The sequence below is a fragment of the Nocardia noduli genome (assembly GCF_019038455.1).
GTDB classification, from domain to species: Bacteria; Actinomycetota; Actinomycetes; order Mycobacteriales; family Mycobacteriaceae; genus Nocardia; species Nocardia noduli.
In genome coordinates this window covers 66,740-82,010 of record NZ_JAFMPL010000025.1, presented here as the reverse complement: position 1 = coordinate 82,010, position 15,271 = coordinate 66,740, and the positions used below count along the sequence as shown (strand labels likewise).

The 15,271-nt window shown below is 67.2% G+C and carries 16 protein-coding genes; 10 read left to right on the top strand and 6 right to left on the bottom strand.

Going from position 1 to position 15,271, the window contains the following annotated elements; genetic code table 11:
* Together JZ792_RS16805 and JZ792_RS16800 are read left to right on the top strand one after the other, a co-directional pair.
* A partial coding sequence (locus tag JZ792_RS16805) for an acyl-ACP desaturase (protein ID WP_216911399.1) occupies window positions 1-715 on the top strand: 715 nt, incomplete at its 5' end.
* Between the two features lie 97 nt (window positions 716-812).
* A complete protein-coding gene (locus JZ792_RS16800) occupies window positions 813-1,598 on the top strand; it encodes a hypothetical protein (RefSeq protein ID WP_216911398.1) in 786 nt (261 codons plus the stop codon).
* 17 nt (window positions 1,599-1,615) lie between these two features.
* Here the strand turns inward: JZ792_RS16800 and JZ792_RS42960 are convergent, their stop codons facing one another.
* The 3 genes from JZ792_RS42960 to JZ792_RS16785 form a co-directional block, all read right to left on the bottom strand.
* Window positions 1,616-2,563 carry a tyrosine-type recombinase/integrase gene (locus tag JZ792_RS42960; protein ID WP_216911397.1) on the bottom strand — a complete coding sequence of 316 codons (948 nt, stop codon included), beginning with the start codon at window positions 2,561-2,563 and terminating at the stop codon, window positions 1,616-1,618.
* A 90-nt stretch (window positions 2,564-2,653) separates the two neighbouring features.
* Window positions 2,654-3,778, bottom strand: a complete 1,125-nt coding sequence (locus tag JZ792_RS16790) for an FAD-dependent oxidoreductase (RefSeq protein ID WP_216911396.1) — start codon at window positions 3,776-3,778, stop codon at window positions 2,654-2,656.
* Window positions 3,779-3,948: 170 nt separating this feature from the next.
* Window positions 3,949-4,200 (bottom strand): hypothetical protein, encoded by a 252-nt coding sequence (locus tag JZ792_RS16785; RefSeq protein WP_216911395.1) that lies wholly within the window; start codon window positions 4,198-4,200, stop codon window positions 3,949-3,951.
* Window positions 4,201-4,582: 382 nt separating this feature from the next.
* Here JZ792_RS16785 and JZ792_RS16780 point away from each other — a divergent pair, with 382 nt between their 5' ends.
* Both JZ792_RS16780 and JZ792_RS16775 read left to right on the top strand, forming a co-directional pair.
* Window positions 4,583-4,783, top strand: a complete 201-nt coding sequence (locus JZ792_RS16780; protein ID WP_216911394.1) for a hypothetical protein — start codon at window positions 4,583-4,585, stop codon at window positions 4,781-4,783.
* Between the two features lie 297 nt (window positions 4,784-5,080).
* Window positions 5,081-6,304, top strand: a complete 1,224-nt coding sequence (locus JZ792_RS16775; protein WP_216911393.1) for an oxygenase MpaB family protein — start codon at window positions 5,081-5,083, stop codon at window positions 6,302-6,304.
* A 60-nt stretch (window positions 6,305-6,364) separates the two neighbouring features.
* Here the strand turns inward: JZ792_RS16775 and JZ792_RS16770 are convergent, their stop codons facing one another.
* Complete coding sequence (locus JZ792_RS16770; RefSeq protein WP_216911392.1) at window positions 6,365-6,565, bottom strand: hypothetical protein; 201 nt, start codon at window positions 6,563-6,565, stop codon at window positions 6,365-6,367.
* 412 nt (window positions 6,566-6,977) lie between these two features.
* Between JZ792_RS16770 and JZ792_RS16765 the strand changes: the two genes are divergently transcribed.
* The 4 genes from JZ792_RS16765 (at window position 6,978) to JZ792_RS16750 (ending at window position 11,752) form a co-directional block, all read left to right on the top strand.
* Window positions 6,978-7,826 carry an SDR family oxidoreductase gene (locus JZ792_RS16765; protein ID WP_216911391.1) on the top strand — a complete coding sequence of 283 codons (849 nt, stop codon included), beginning with the start codon at window positions 6,978-6,980 and terminating at the stop codon, window positions 7,824-7,826.
* 23 nt (window positions 7,827-7,849) lie between these two features.
* Window positions 7,850-8,656 carry an enoyl-CoA hydratase/isomerase family protein gene (locus JZ792_RS16760; RefSeq protein WP_216911390.1) on the top strand — a complete coding sequence of 269 codons (807 nt, stop codon included), beginning with the start codon at window positions 7,850-7,852 and terminating at the stop codon, window positions 8,654-8,656.
* Between the two features lie 678 nt (window positions 8,657-9,334).
* Complete coding sequence (locus tag JZ792_RS16755) at window positions 9,335-10,798, top strand: MDR family MFS transporter (RefSeq protein WP_216911389.1); 1,464 nt, start codon at window positions 9,335-9,337, stop codon at window positions 10,796-10,798.
* A 204-nt stretch (window positions 10,799-11,002) separates the two neighbouring features.
* A complete protein-coding gene (locus JZ792_RS16750) occupies window positions 11,003-11,752 on the top strand; it encodes a serine hydrolase (protein ID WP_254189925.1) in 750 nt (249 codons plus the stop codon).
* 7 nt (window positions 11,753-11,759) lie between these two features.
* On the opposite strand, the gene JZ792_RS16745 is transcribed toward JZ792_RS16750, so the two are convergent.
* Window positions 11,760-12,821 (bottom strand): N-acetylmuramoyl-L-alanine amidase, encoded by a 1,062-nt coding sequence (locus JZ792_RS16745; protein ID WP_308165327.1) that lies wholly within the window; start codon window positions 12,819-12,821, stop codon window positions 11,760-11,762.
* Window positions 12,822-13,105: 284 nt separating this feature from the next.
* On the opposite strand from JZ792_RS16745, the gene JZ792_RS16740 reads away from it, so the two are divergent.
* Window positions 13,106-14,278: a helix-turn-helix transcriptional regulator gene (locus JZ792_RS16740; RefSeq protein WP_216911388.1), complete on the top strand. Its 1,173-nt coding sequence runs from the start codon at window positions 13,106-13,108 to the stop codon at window positions 14,276-14,278.
* Here JZ792_RS16740 and JZ792_RS16735 read toward each other — a convergent pair.
* Window positions 14,221-14,883: a hypothetical protein gene (locus JZ792_RS16735; protein WP_216911387.1), complete on the bottom strand. Its 663-nt coding sequence runs from the start codon at window positions 14,881-14,883 to the stop codon at window positions 14,221-14,223. The genes JZ792_RS16740 and JZ792_RS16735 overlap by 58 nt on opposite strands.
* An 18-nt stretch (window positions 14,884-14,901) precedes the next feature.
* On the opposite strand from JZ792_RS16735, the gene JZ792_RS16730 reads away from it, so the two are divergent.
* Window positions 14,902-15,138 (top strand): hypothetical protein, encoded by a 237-nt coding sequence (locus tag JZ792_RS16730; protein WP_216911410.1) that lies wholly within the window; start codon window positions 14,902-14,904, stop codon window positions 15,136-15,138.
* The last annotated feature ends 133 nt before the right edge of the window (window positions 15,139-15,271 follow it).

Here is a 15,271-nt window from a genome sequence, read left to right as displayed (position 1 = left end):
GGACAATCTGCCGTCCTATCACCGGGTGATCGCCGAGAACTTCTCCCGAGACGGGGCATGGGGCACCTGGGTCGGGCGCTGGACCGCCGAGGAGAACCGGCACGCCATCGCCATGCGCGACTATCTGGTGTGCACCCGCGCGGTCGATCCCGTCGCGTTGGAGAACGACCGGATGGTGCACATGACACGCGGTGTACACGCGCCCGCCGGTTTCGGCGGTGTGCTCGACCAGGTCGCCTACGTGACCTTCCAGGAATTGGCGACCAGGGTCAGCCATCGCAGCACCGGAACCGTCTGTGACGATCCGATCGCGGAGCGAATGTTGCAGCGCATCGCGGCCGACGAGAACCTGCACATGATGTTCTACCGCAACGTCGCCGGCGCGGCGTTCGACCTCGCACCCGATCAAGCGATGGAATCGGTGACCAGGATCGCGAAGACCTTCGCCATGCCCGGCACGGGTATGCCCAACTGGCGTCGTAACGGTGTGCTGATGGTCAAACACGGAATCTACGATCTGCGTCAGCATCTCGACGAGGTCCTGCTGCCGGTACTGCGCATCTGGAATGTCTTCAAACGCACCGACTTCACCGCGCGCGGCGAACGCGCCCGCGACGAACTCGGCGAGTACGTCGAGAAACTGACCCGCGATGTGGCCAAGTTCGAGGAGCAGCGGGCTCGGATCCTGGCTCGCGAGGCGGCACGGGTAGGTTGACCGCCTCGGTGTCACGCTCCGGCGCGACGGGGATTTCGGCGTATCGGATGTCGAGCGGTGCCGTCGGATCCGATGTCGCGGTGCGCGGTGTGCCTCGGTGCATTCCGCGCACAGCGGCATCCGCGCCCGAGAACTCGCCCGGACTCTCGAGCGCGGCTTATGCGGCAGTCCTAGTATTTCCGGCATCGCGGCAGAGGTGGTCGCAACGGAAGACAGGAGTCATGTCGTGTCGGACAGCTTTCTGGTGGCGGCCCGAATCCCCATGAGCCGGGACGGATTCGAGCGCTGGCTCGACACCCCGGTCACCGATCCGGCTGTCATCGCCGATCAGGAGACCGCGTTCGACGGCTGGTTCTGGGACGGGGAGCGAGCGGACTGGTCACGGGCCGAAATCGGTCTGTCACCACGGGAATTCTTCGCCGATCACGTCGAGGACGCCTGCGACGGCGGTGTGACGACGTGTGTCGTCGTCCATCGCGACGATGCGCTGGAGATCTATTCGATGTGCCTCGGATTCGCCGAATCCTTCGTGCTCACGGCACTGCGCATGCTCGCCGCCACCGCGCGGTTCAAATCCGATCCGGCGCCGGACACGGCGGTGTTCTGGGCGGAAACCGGCGCCACGCTTCCCGATGCGCGCGGAGAGGAGTGGCTCTCGGTGCTGACGATCGGGCCCGAGGGCGCACGTTTCACCGCCGACGCCGATCTGACCGCGACGATCGACGGTCTTCGTCCCATCGAGACGCTGTTCTTCGAACTGGTCGATCAGCTCGCCGAGGCAGAGGAAGATCACGACGAAAATGCGCCGTACCACACGGTGATCCCCCGCGATCACTCGTTCATCGACCCGGCGATCCTGCGCGACTCGATCACCCTGTCCTGACCGCGGAGGCCGACCGGTCACGGATCGGGATCGCCGAAGAGATCGAGCTGTTCGTGATCGGGGAGTCGGTTCCGGATACGCGGACTCGGGGCGGGGTGGTCGCGCCACGGCTCGGACCTGTGATGGCCCAGGCGCGTGGCGATGATGGACAGCGGCAGCCCCTGCCCGCGCAGTCGTTGTTCCGCGGTGGCGCGCAGCGTGGCGGACGAGATGTCGATCCCGGCGTCGACGCCGACGGCCCGGATCGCGTCGTCGACGGTGCGGATGGCCAATCGGTGGTGGGGTGCGTGTTCCGCGAGGAATACCGCACGCTGTTCGGAATGGCCGCGAAGCAGGCGGCGACGTTCGCTGAGCCACGCCGTCAACGCGGCGCGGGTGCCGGTTTGGATCGGCATCTGCCTGGTCGCGCCGGTGGCATCGGTGAGGGTCACGGAGCCGGGCCAGCGGGCCAGATCCAGCCCGGTCAGATCGAGGGCGGCGAGTTCGGTCTTGCGTGGTCCGACGTCGAGTCCGAGGGCGATCATGGCGAAGGTTCTCGGCCCGCGCGCGGCGGCGACCCGCAGCACCGCCCGCTGGTCGATGGGGGACAGGGTGTTCGGGGCGAGTGGGTCGAGTATCGCGCGCGGCGTCGCGGGTGTGCCGAGGCCGAGCCATCGGTAGAACGCGGTCAGGACGGTGAACGCGGTGGCGACGGTGCGGGCGGCGATTCCGTGATCGTGCACGGCGGTGGTGAGGTAGGCGTCGACGGCGCGGTCCCGCCCGAGCGGGGAGTGCAGCGCGTCGTCGTAGCCGCCGGTGTCGCGTAACCAGGCGAGGTAGTGCCCGGCACGATCGCCGTACGTTCCGCGGTCCTCACGACCGAGGTCGTCCCGGCCGGCGAGGGAGGCGGTGAATCCCGTCAGGATCGGGGACGCCGCGATCCGCACCGGCATGAATTCGCCCGTGTCGAATGGGTCCTCGGCCACCGTCGCCTCCCGTGTCGTCGACCGTCCGACCCCCAGGATGACAGGCGGGACCGACAAGATCTGTCGGTGACCGCAATCGTGTCCCGCCGGTCAGCCGAACGGGTCGTTGCGGCGGACGCCCCGATAGATGCCGCGGCGCACGATCCACGGCATCAGCACTCGGTCGATCGACCACGCGGGGAATCGGAAGGCCCGGCCGCCGGGTGTGAAGACTTCCAGTCCGTCCGGTTGCGGGCCGAGGACCGAGCCCCACTTCCGTTGCGGCGGGCGATATCCGCGCGGCGCGCGGCCCTCGAAGAGGGCACGGAGATTGTGCGCGAGCAGGGTGTCGGCCCTGTTGCGCGCGGAGGTCCGCAGCGGGTCGGTGGCGGCGACGTCGCCGATCGCGAAGACCTCGGGATGGTCGGGGACGCGCAGTTCGGGGGTGACACGGACGAAACCGTGGTCGTCGAGCAGTTCGGCGGGCAGCCAGTTCGTGTTGGGGCGCACGCGGCCCGTCGCCCACACGACGGCGTCGGCGGTCGTGGCCGGTTGGCCGGTCGACCATTCGACAGGTTCGGCGGTGATCTCGTCGCAGGCGAAACCGTCGGGGATCAGCGCACGGTGTCCCGGATGGACGCCGACGCCGAATTCGTCGAGACGTCGCCGGATCCGGCTCCAGATCCGGGGGTGATGTCCGAGCAGCGCCCGCTCGCCCGGAAAGTACAGGTCGACCCGCTTGTCCGGCCAGGCGCGCGCCAGATTGGCCGCACTGCTCACCGCCGCGGCCCCGCCGCCGATCACCAGGACCGACGACGCGCCGCGCAGTCGGTCGTTGGCGCCCCGGAGTTCGGCGCCGATCTGCTCGGCGGTCCGCACACCCGGCCTGCGCCAGAACCCGTTGGAGACACCGGTCGCGATGACCAGCGCGTCGTAGGGCTGCGCGATCGTGTCCGCCGCGTCACCGAGCAGGAACACCTTTCGCGCGGCGAGGTCGACTCCGGTGAGGGTGCCGTGGATCGTGTGCACGCGATCGAGACCGCGGAACCTGTCGAACGGAATCCAGTAGTCGCGGGCCCAGTCTTCGGGCCTGCTGAGCCGCACACCCAATTCCTGACCGCTGACGAGCGCGGGTTTGTCCGAAATACCCACGACGTCGGCATGGGCCGCCGCTCGGATCGCGGTCAGGACCCCGGTGTCGCCGAGTCCGGCGATCACCACGCGGGGGCGACTCATCTCGCCTCACCACTGCCGCACACGCCTGTCACGGTATGCGCCCCGCGTGTCGTAGGGACTGAATCGCCGCGATTCTCCCATCCGCCGACACTGTCCGTCATCGGCGGGCGTGATGCGCCTGCCTGTCACACCGAGGTGTCCGGCGGGGAGCGCCCTGGGTTGAGGCGAGGTCACGCGGTATCGCGTCGCCTCCTGGTCACCGGGGGCTGTCCGCTCATGGTGGTCGGGGACGCGGGGCCGGTCCAGCCGCAGGGTGACGCGCATGTCGCCAGTGCCCGCGTCGATTCGGTGCCGTCGCTGTAGGTGGTGACGTGGATCGACGCGGTGGCGGGATATCCGCAGTGCAGGCATTTGCCGAAGTAGTTGATGATCTCGTGGACCTGGGTGCCCGTCGTGATTCGGCGGGCTTCTTCGATGCTCATGGGGGTGCCGTTTCGTGTACTGGTGCCGGGCCCGAGGACCGCGATTTCGGGCGGAGCAGGCGGATATTATGCCCGAACAAGCCTGGAACAGCTGATAACTTACCGGACGAAGGGGAACTCGGATCGACTTTCGGTGACGTCGTCCATCCCGGAGACATCGCACCGTGCGTATGCCCTCCTTTCGGCCTGTTGCCGACCGCGTGACCTCGGTGGAATGTTTCCATCAACCCGTTTCCATTGCTGGAATTCTGAGTAACATATAGCTACCGGGTCCGGCTCGATACTTCGAGCCGACCGGCGAAAAGGGTGAGCCGCGTGGATGGTTCACCCCTGTGTGCGGACTCGGCCACGTGAGCGACCGCGTACGGCGTCAGGAGGTTCGATGGGAACGTCGACGGCCCGTCGCGGGCCACATCGGATCGGCCTCGCGGACATCGTTCGCGAATACGGTGCCGCCGCGGTGATCCGGCGCGTCGCGGACCTTCGCGGGGCGGGACTGTCCGAGCCCGCCGCGGCGATCGAACGTGAGATGGCGCAACTGTCCGGTACACCGACACCGTCCGAGCTCATAAGTGATCACTGATTCTCCAACTGTGCGATAGCTGCGACGCGGGAGATACGTCGCGCTCGGGCAGCGTTGGCGCTGCCGCGGGCGTCCCGGTCTGTGGATCGAAACAGCTGATCACCAGGCGATTCGATCTTGCCGACAACAACCTTTCGCCGCCGCGCGATCGTCTCGACGACGGAGCGGGAAAAATTTCCCCGGATACCGCGCGCTGTCTCAGAGACTCTGTTAAGTTACTGATAGTTCTCGTGGTACGGCGGAGTATCAGGGCCCTGTCGTGCGAAGAGATGTTGCTCAATGAGGAGTGTTCGAACGATGGACGAATTGAACAGGCGCAATGCCTTCAAGATCGGTGGGGCCGCGCTGGGCGCGATGGGCGCGCTGGCCCTCGTCACGCCCGCCCGAGCGGAGCCGTGGACGTGGTCACCGGAGGGGTCGATCGCGGGCGCGGGGCAGGGCGCCGACCCGATGGGAGTGTGGGACGAGGAGGCCGACCCCGTCGTCGCCAACCTGCTCGACAATCACAATGTCGCCGATATCAACAATCTCCTGCGGACCTGGACCCGTAACGGCCAGCCGCTGCCCGCCGGATTGCCCACCGAGTTGCGGGATTTCATGGAATACGCCCGCCAACTACCCTCGTGGACCGACCAGGGCAAACTGGGCTCCGCCATCGCGTTCAACGAGAAACGCGGCCTCTACCTCGGTGTGCTGTACGGCCTCGCCAGCGGCATGATGAGCACGGTCATCCCCAAGGAGGCGCGGTCGGTCTACTACTCCAAGGGCGGCGCGGACATGAAGGACCGCATCTCCAAGACCGCCAAACTCGGCTACGACATCGGTACGGCCAATGCCTATGGGCCCGACGGGGAAATGGTCGTCACCTGTGTCAAGACCCGGCTGGTGCACGCGGCCGTGCGTCACCTGCTGCCGCAGTCGCCGCACTGGACCCGGGTCGCCGAGGAGGGCATCCCGATCAGTCAGAACGACATCATGGTCACCTGGCACAGCCTGCCGACCACGGTCATGCGGCACCTCACCGCGTGGAAGGTGCCGATTCCGGCCAACGAGTCCGAGGGCTTCCTGCACTCGTGGCAGGTGGCCGCGCATATGCTCGGCGTCCGCGACGAGTACATCCCGAACTCGTGGGGCGAGGCCAACTCCCAGGCCACCCAGGTGCTCGACCCGATCCTCGCCGCGACGCCGGAAGGCATCAAACTCGCCGACATCCTGCTCGATCTCGGCGCGAATATCGACCTCACCATCCTGAGCAGGGGCGTACTCGGCGCGTTCACGCGGTTCCTGTTGGGCGACAAGATCGCCGATTCGCTCTATATCCCGAGGGAACCGGTGTGGAGTCCGCTGCTCCAGGTGGCCTGGGGGCCGTTCATCGCGGTGCGCGAGGGTGCGCTGCCCATCGTTCCGCTGGCGAAGGAGACCTACTGGCTGTTCGACGAGTTCCTGCGGCGGTTCGCGCTGTTCTACCTGAACGAACTCCAGCCGACGATCAGTATCGAAATCCCGCAGACCAACCGGTGATCGGTGGGCCCGCGGTGCGGTTGCCGGGGACGGTGCGGTCCCCGGCCATCGCGCGCTGCGTCAACGGGAGCGGTGCTCGAGCAGCATCGCGGCGGCCGCCAGGTGGATCAGGCAGTCGTCGGGATGGTGTTCGCCGTGGATCTTCTGTAATCGCCGTGCGCGTGCGACGGTGAGGTCGGTGACGTGCAGGCCGCACAGGTGTTCGGCCAGTCTGCTGTTCGCGTGAACGAAAGCGCGGCGCTCGGGTGCGTAGGGCATCATCGACAGCGGGCCTTTCCACGAGAATCGTCGAAATGCCTTCGCGACGTGATCCACCGGCGCCGCGACGGCAGTGTGGGAGTTTCGGAGCGGGTGTGATCGCCGAGCGGCGGTCGGGACGACTCGATCCGCTCGAAATGCCCAGTCTCGCAGCGTGATACATGGTCCTTGTTCGCTGCTGCGCGGTCGGCCGCCGATACTCGATTGCCGACTGCCCAGATCATGCCCGACACGCGCGGTCGCGGGCAAGTCGGACATGGTGCGCCGAATGTGGTGCGCAGACATACTGTAAGGTGCACTGGAATGCTTGCGGTAATGACCTTCCGGTCGCGCGGGCACGCCGAGTAATTCCCGGTCACGGCTCGCCGCCCCCTTCGGTCGGCCGGTCCGGGACGCACAGAGGGGAGCCCGGACGATGCCGGAAGACCATAGACCGCTCGCGGGCAGGACCATGATCATGTCCGGCGGTAGCCGCGGCATCGGCCTCGAGATCGCCGAGCGGGCCGCCGCCGACGGCGCGAACATCACGCTGATCGCCAAGACGGATCAGCCGCATCCCACACTGGAGGGGACCATCCACACCGCGGGCGAGCGGATCGAGGCGGCCGGTGGGTCGGTGCTGAAATTCGTCGGCGACGTCCGTGACGACGACGCCGTCGCCCGTGCCGTCGAGCAGACCCTCGAACGCTTCGGCGGCATCGACATGGTGGTGAACAACGCGTCAGCGATCGACCGTTCGTCCACCGACGCGCTGTCGATGAAGATGTACGACCTGATGCAGGACATCAACTGCCGCGGCAGCTTCCTGCTCTCGAAACTCTGCGTTCCGGCCCTGCGGGATTCGGCGCGGAACGGACGAAACCCGCACATCCTGACCCTGTCGCCGCCGCTGAACCTCGACCCGCGATGGGCAGGCGGCCAACTCGGCTACACCATCGCCAAATACGGCATGTCGTTGACGACCCTCGGTCTGGCCGAGGAACTGCGCGCCGACGGCATCGGGGTGAACTCGCTGTGGCCGCGGACCACGATCGCCACGGCGGCCATCCGCAACCGGCCCGGCGGTGCGGAACGCTTCGCGCGATCGCGCACCCCGCGGATCTGCGCCGACGCCGCCTACCTCGTTCTCACATCGCCGGGCAAGGACACGACCGGCAACTTCTTCCTCGATGACGACGTGCTCGCCGAGCACGGGATCACCGACTTCGACAGCTACCGGGTCACACCCGGCGACGGCCCGCTCAACGCGGACATGTTCCTGTAGCGGCGGCGAACGGATTCGAATCGATGACCGAACAGACCGTGCTGCGGCATCTGCGCGCCGACGGCGTCAGCACACTGATATTGAATCGCCCGCATCGCAAGAACGCGATCACCCTCGAGTTGTGGGCCGCCCTGCGGACCGCGCTGGACGATATCGCCCATGATCCGACGGTGCGCGCGGTGGTCGTCACCGGTGCGGGCGACGCCTTCTGCTCCGGCGCCGACGTCGTCGACAGCGACCCGTACGCGCCCCCCTTCGTCAAACTTCAGGCGATATCCGAAGTCGCACAGCGGTTACACGACCTCGCACTGCCGACCATCGCCAAGGTGCGAGGCGTCGCGGTGGGCGCGGGATGGAATCTGGCACTGGGCTGCGACCTCGTGGTCGCCACACCCGACGCCGAGTTCTCGCAGGTGTTCGCCCGCCGGGGGCTCTCGCTCGACTGCGGCGGTTCCTGGCTGCTGCCCAAACTCGTCGGAGTCCAGCAGGCCAAACGTTTGGCGCTGCTCGCCGAGTTCATCGATGCCGAGGAGGCGCATGAACTGGGCCTGGTCACCTGGATCAAGGCGTCCGAGGAGATCGACGAGTTCGTCGCCGAGAAGGCGCGGCGGCTGGCCGCGGGCCCTCCGATCGCGATGGCGCAGACGAAAGCGCTGCTCAACGAGGGGGCCGACCGGACGATGCGCGAGGCGCTGGCCAGCGAATCACGTGCCCAGGCCGTCAATTTCGCGACCACCGACGTTCCGGAAGCCTATGCGGCGTTCACCGAGAAGCGCGAGACCGCGTTCACCGGCGGGTGGAATGTGCGTCGGCCGGAGGCGCCGCGGTAGGGGAGATCGGCCCCGGGTGCAGGAGGGGAGGCCGGCCCCGGGGGCGCAGCAGGCGGCTCGGGCCTTGGTGCGGCGGTAGGGGAGTGGTCGGCCGTCGCGTGTCGTCGTGATCGACCGACCGGTGTAGTCGAATACCGGACGGTGCGGACGGGAACTTCGGCGGGCGCATGACCGGCGCCCGCCGAAGTTCGCGATCAACGGCAGTGACGGTGCGTGGAGGCGGTAGCAGCGGGCAGTTACGAACGGCGCGCCCGCGCCGCGGATTGCTGTGGGGTGCGGGGCAACCGCTGATCTTCGGTCGACCGGTCCGCGAGGTGCTGCTGAGCCGATCGGGCAACAGCCGGTGCGCGCGGTGATCACCACCGCACTGTTGATCCCGCTCAGTTAACCCATACCGATACGTTCATATGCGCATCAAACCATGGAGTTTGATCGTGACCAGAGTCACTATCCGATGCCGATTACGCCAAAAACCGCTGACTACCAGGAAGGAACCGGTAGCACGCCCCGTCGGTAGGTGGAAAATCGCGTGATTCCTGTCGGTACCACCCGGAATACTGATCCGCGCCCGATGAGTTCGAGTAGCTCGGTCCGTCTTCATCGCTGTGGCGCCGGAACACGATCCGTGGACCCGGTGCCGCACCCCTTCTGTCAACGTGCCAACCCCGGAGGTATTCGATGTCCGCCGAACCATCCGCTCCCGTATCGGGAGGGCGGACACCGACCGTCATCCGGATCCTGGTGCTCGCGACGTTCGTGGTGATCCTGAACGAGACCATCATGATCAACGCGATCCCGCGGTTGATGGCGGATCTCGAGGTCACCGAGCGCGCGGCGCAGTGGGTCTCCACCGCCTTCATGCTGACGATGGCCGCGGTCATCCCGACCACCGGCTGGTTCCTCCAGCGCGTCACCACCAGACGGGCGTACGCGGTGGCGATGGGGGTGTTCATGGCGGGCACCGCGCTGTCCGCCGTCGCGCCGTCGTTCGCGGTACTGCTCATCGGGCGGATCATCCAGGCGGGCGGCACCGCGGTGATGATGCCGCTGCTGATGACCACCCTGATGACGGTGGTGCCCGAACAGGATCGCGGCCGGGTGATGGGCAACGTCACCCTCGCCATCTCGGTTGCGCCCGCGATGGGGCCGGTGGTCTCGGGCCTGGTGCTACAGGTCGGCTCGTGGCGTTGGCTGTTCGTCCTCGTCCTGCCGATCGCGGGAATCATCACCTGGTCGGGTCTGCGTCAGCTCGAGAACATCGGTGAACCGCAGGCGGGAGCCATCGACTGGGCCAGCGTGGTGCTGGCGGCATTCGGTTTCGGCGGCCTGGTGTTCGGCCTCAGCAAATTCGAGACCGGCAACGTCACCGGTCCGGTGCTGATCGCCGCCGGTGGCGCGGCGCTCATCATCGCGTTCGTGTTCCGGCAGCTGCGCCTGCAGCGCACGGGTACGCCACTGCTGGACCTTCGCGTGCTGCTGGCCGGCACCTACACCAAGGCTCTGATCCTGATGTCTGTCGCGTTCATGGCGATGCTCGGATCGATGATCCTGCTGCCGCTGTACCTGCAGAATCTGCGCGGCCTGAGCGCGCTGGAGACCGGCTTGCTCGTCATGCCGGGCGGCTTGGTGATGGGTCTGCTCGGACCGTCGGTCGGCAGGCTGTTCGATCGGTTCGGCGGACGTCCTCTGGTGATTCCCGGCTCGATCGGAATCGCCCTGTCACTGGCCGGGTTCACCCAGATCTCGATGACCATGCCGTACTGGCAGTTGCTGATCCTGCACATCGTCATGATGGTGTCGATGGCCGCGACCTTCACCCCGGTCTTCACCCTCGGCCTCGGTGCGCTCCCGCAGCATCTCTACGCGCACGGCAGTTCGATGCTGGGCACCCTGCAACAGGTCGCCGCCGCCTTCGGTACGGCCCTGGTCGTGACGGTGATGTCGGCGCGCAGCACCGCGCTGGTCGCGGACGGTGTCGACGCCGTCGGCGCGCACCTCGACGGTATGCGCCTCGCCTTCCTGGTCTGCGCCGCAATGGCACTCGTGGTGATCGTCACGGCGGTGCTGCTCCCGAACCGGGCCGCGGCGCCCGAACCGGTCGACGAGTCCGAGGCGACGGCCCCGCAGCTGGTCAAGGGCTGAGACGGGTGCGGTCCTCACGACGTCGACCACGTCGTGAGGACCGCACCGCACGGGGTCGGATGTTGCCGGTGGTCCGTGCGGTCGAGCTTTTCCGAGTACACGACCGTTAGCTGTGAAGTAGCCTCGAATGTATGCGTCGTCGCGCGGACGCTCCCCGGAGCACCGTCCCGGCGCTGGACATACACATGATCGAGGGAGAAGACCATGGGCTACCGGACGGTGGCGATGGCGATCCTGATCGCTTCCGCTTCTTTCGGCGCGGCGCCGGTCCTGGCGTCCGCGCAACCGATTCCGGAACCGGGTACGGCACCGGGATCCGTTCCACCGCGCAGCGCGATATCGCTGCGCACCCCGATGGGGATGGAATGGGGCACGGCCAACGAACACGAATCGCGCAGCGCGCTGTCGATGGCCAAACTCTATCTGGCCGATTACGCCCTGCGCCACGGTGACGGCTCCGCGGAGGACCGCGCCTACACCGAACGCATGATCCGCTTCTCCGACGACTCCGCCGCGGACGCCATCGCGACGAAATACCCGCAGGCGATCGGCGCGACCGCCGCGGAATACGGCCTACAGGACACGCAACAGACCGCCGACTGGGGCACCTCGACCACCAGCACCGCCGATATCGCCGATTTCCTCCGCGCCAAGCAGACCGCGGATCCGGATTCCCCGATACTCGACTGGATGGCCACCGCGTCGCCGGTCGCCGCCGACGGCACCGTACAGGACTGGGGCACCTCCGAACTGCCCGGCGTTCAGGGCAGCAAATGGGGTTGGTCCGATCTGCCGCCGCAGGAGGTCGCCTCCGCCTCGTTCGGGCCCGGATTCTCGGTGGCCGCGCAAACCCTCGGCACTCCCGCCGAACAGACCACCGATGTGGTCGGCGCGTTGGAGGGGATCGTCACCGATATCCTCGGCGTCCCCGTGGTCCAGGTCGGACTGCCGTAGCCGGGATTCAGGCGCTGTCACGCAGCGGTTCGTCGCGACCCGAGGTGGTTCGCAGGGCGAGTGTCGGTTTCGGGGTCCAGTAGATGCGGCCGTTGTCGAATTCCTGGTAGGTCGCGGTGTCGTAGGCGATCTCGTCGGAGATCGGCCAGCCGAGCGCCCCGTTCTCGAATCCGGTGCGGTTCCACCGTTCACGGATCTCGCCGTGCACCCGGTAGGCCGGTTTGCCGTTGCGTCGGTAGAGAGCGCCGTTCTGGAACCCCTGCACTTCTCCCCATTCGAGGTTCGCCGTGTCGCGGAGCACGGTGTGATCGGTGATCGGATAGCCCAGCGGCCCGGCCTCCCAGCCGGTTTCGGCGTACTTGTCGAACAGTGATGCCGGGATCGGATGCGCGCCGGTGGACGGATGCCAATAGATGTATCCGTGTTCGAACTGCACGAATCGCCCGACGCCGTCGGCCGTCCGCATCTCCTCCCCGGTGCCGAGGCGCTTGCCCAGCCACGGTGAGGACGCGGCCTTGATATCGATCTCACCGGCCACCGGCACGCCACCCGCGAACTCGCGGACATGGCTCTCGAAGACCGCCCACGGGAAGTTCCACCCGACATCGGTATGGGTTCCGATGCCGAGGCATTCGGTGACGTACCTGTGGTCGGAGATGCCGTCCCTGCGCGAATACGGTGGCGCGATCACATCACTGGCGAAACCGTACTTCCCGGCGTCCTGTACGGCCAGCCAGGCCGCGATCCGCAGGTCCGCCTCGATCGCGAGCCACTGGTTGCGCGACCAGGACGCGCGACTGCCCGCGAAACAGAGATTGATCGTATGGCTGTTGGCGTCGAGGACCGACCACGACGCGTAGTCGGTGTCGACGACATCGCACACGACGCCACCGCGGAGCGTGTAGTGGTAGGAGACGCCGTTGGCGGGATTGTTCAGGTAGGCGGCGAGCGATTCGGCCGTGCCGTTGCCTTCCTGGGTGTGGATCAGGAAGTTCGTGATACGGGCTCCCCACCGCTCCGAGCGTGAGTTACCCATCCTGTCGAGTTCGGTGTATGCGGGGGCGTTCACGGTGTTCTCCTTGTCTCGCAGTGCGATCGAGGAATCACGGTCCGGGGGAGGGATGCGGCGATCGGCACCTTTCGTCGTGCTGTAGCGAGTGGGTTGCTCTCTCGAGTAGAGCAGGCATCCGGTCACGGGTCTTCATCCGAATCGATGAGGACACCGAATCCGTTGATGGCATGTGGCAGAGTACGATCGAGTACCGCGCTACTCGTGTGTGGAACTTCTCGAACATCTACGGTCTGCCCGCTCGACAACCAGAGCTACTGTGCCGCAGGACATCTCCTATGACGATGACAATCGAGAGGTTTTCCGCGATCGTCGCGCGTATCAACCGCGCGGCGTTGTATCCGGCCGACTGGCCGCAGGCGATGCACGAAATCGTCACGGCGCTGGGTGGTTACCACGGCGGCGTGGTCGTGTCCGGCGCGGGTAGCCGAAGGATGACCGTGTGCTCACCCGGCGCGGACGAACTGCGCCGCAGCTACAACTCCCGGTTCTGGCGGATCGATCCGATCGCGGGCGCTCTCGAACACGAACCGGCCGGGGTGATCACCACGTGTGAGGACCTGCTCGGCCCCGAATTCCTGCGGCGGCACAGGTTCTTCAGCGACTGGATGGCACCGAATCGGCTCGGTAACGGGGTGCTCGCCCTGCTCGACCGCGGGTCCGAGACCTCGTGGTTGGGGGTATACCCGGACGGCGGAGGGGATCTGGACCTCGCGCACGTGAGAGCGACGATGGGCTTGCTGCTTCCGCATCTGCGTCACGCGCTGACCGTGCAGTCCCGTCTCGGGAACGCGGCGACCGAGCGTGACCGGGCGGTGGCCGTACTGCACGCGTATCGGCACGGCCTGGTGATCGTTTCCGGGCAGGGGGTGATCGGCTACGCGAACCCGGCGGCCCGGTCCATCCTCGAATCGGGCGACGGTCTGGCGATCGGCCGCCGCGGCCATCTCGAAGCGTCGGGGACCGCGGTCGGCTTGCGTCCCCTGATCGATGCCGCGATCGGGGAGAGCGGTGCACGCGTGGGCGGGCGCACACTCGTGCCTCGGCGCAGCGGGACCGGGGCCTACGCGCTCCTGGTGTCGCCGCTGGGCCCGGATATCGACGGCCGCACAGAGCTTCGGGCCGAGGTCGCGCCGTCCGCGTTGGTCGTCATCGTCGACCCGGACGAGCCGATCCCGGGCGGCGTGGACGAACTGCGGCAGTTGTACGGCCTCACCGCGGCCGAGGCGCGGGTGGCGGCCGCCGCGCTGCGCGGTGCGGGATTGCGCTCCATCGCCGACGAACTGGCGATCTCGGTGAACACCGTCCGCACGCATCTACAGCGCGCGTTCGAGAAGACGGGCACGCACCGGCAGGCCGAACTCGTCCGGGTTCTCGCGACGATCCTGTCCGGCACCGGTCAGTTCGAAGGATCCGCGGGCGGAGTCCGGACCGCGATCTCGCCACCGAGTTCGTAACCCTCGGCCAGTTCAAGTCCGTCCCCGCTCCAGAATCGGCCCGGGTCATACCAGTTCGGGCTGCGCTTCTCCGGCAGCAGTCCCATCGACTGGTAGGTGGCAGCGACGATCTCGGCGCAGTAGGCGCTCTCCAATTCGCGCGCGGCCTTCTCGTTCGATCGGCGGCGCGGAAGCCGTGCCGCGCGGCCGCGCAGCCAGCGTCCGGCCAGACTCGCGGTTGACGGGAACGGGGTGCCGTCGAGTCGGGCGATGGCGCGCAGCAAACCGTCTTCCATCTCCCGCGTCGCGGGTTGGTTCAATTGGCGCAACCAGGCCTGCTGACCGTAGCGCTGCGCCCACACCAGCACCGCGTCGCGCAGATTGTGTAACTGGACCCCGCGGTGTTCGGTTCCCGACCACATATCCGGCAGCGACCGCCCGAGTTCCGCGTGCCAGATCAGCGCCGGTAGGTCATCGATCACCACGGACATGCCGACGTGGTTGACCGGACTGTTCGTCGTCATGCGAATCACCCGGTCAGCGGTCGAATGTCCACGGAACAGCCAGATGTCGCCGGTCCTGGTGACCTCGAGCGCTCGGTCGAGACTGATGCTCTTACCCGTCATGGCCGTAGCCTATGCGGTATGAGGTGGTGGAAGGCAGTGGGATTGGCGGGTGCGGCCGGTGTAGTGGCGACCGGAGTGGTCGTGGTGCAGGCCGAACGGCGACGCCGCGCGTACACGCCCGAGCAGGTTCGTGACCAACTACACGAGCGGTTGGCGCGGGCACAGTCGGTGCTGGAGGTCGTCGATGACGAAACTCCCGCGCCGCCACGCCGCTTCGATATCCGTGGACAGCTCCGCCGGCTACGTCGACGCTGAGCGCGGCGGGCGCGAAGCATTTTCCCGACGCGAACCGGGATCGAACCGACCGGGCCGCTTCGAAGCGGCCCGGCGTGGATCGGGGGGCGGACACCGGACGACGTCGGGCCGCCGAGGCGCGTGCCGCGGTCGG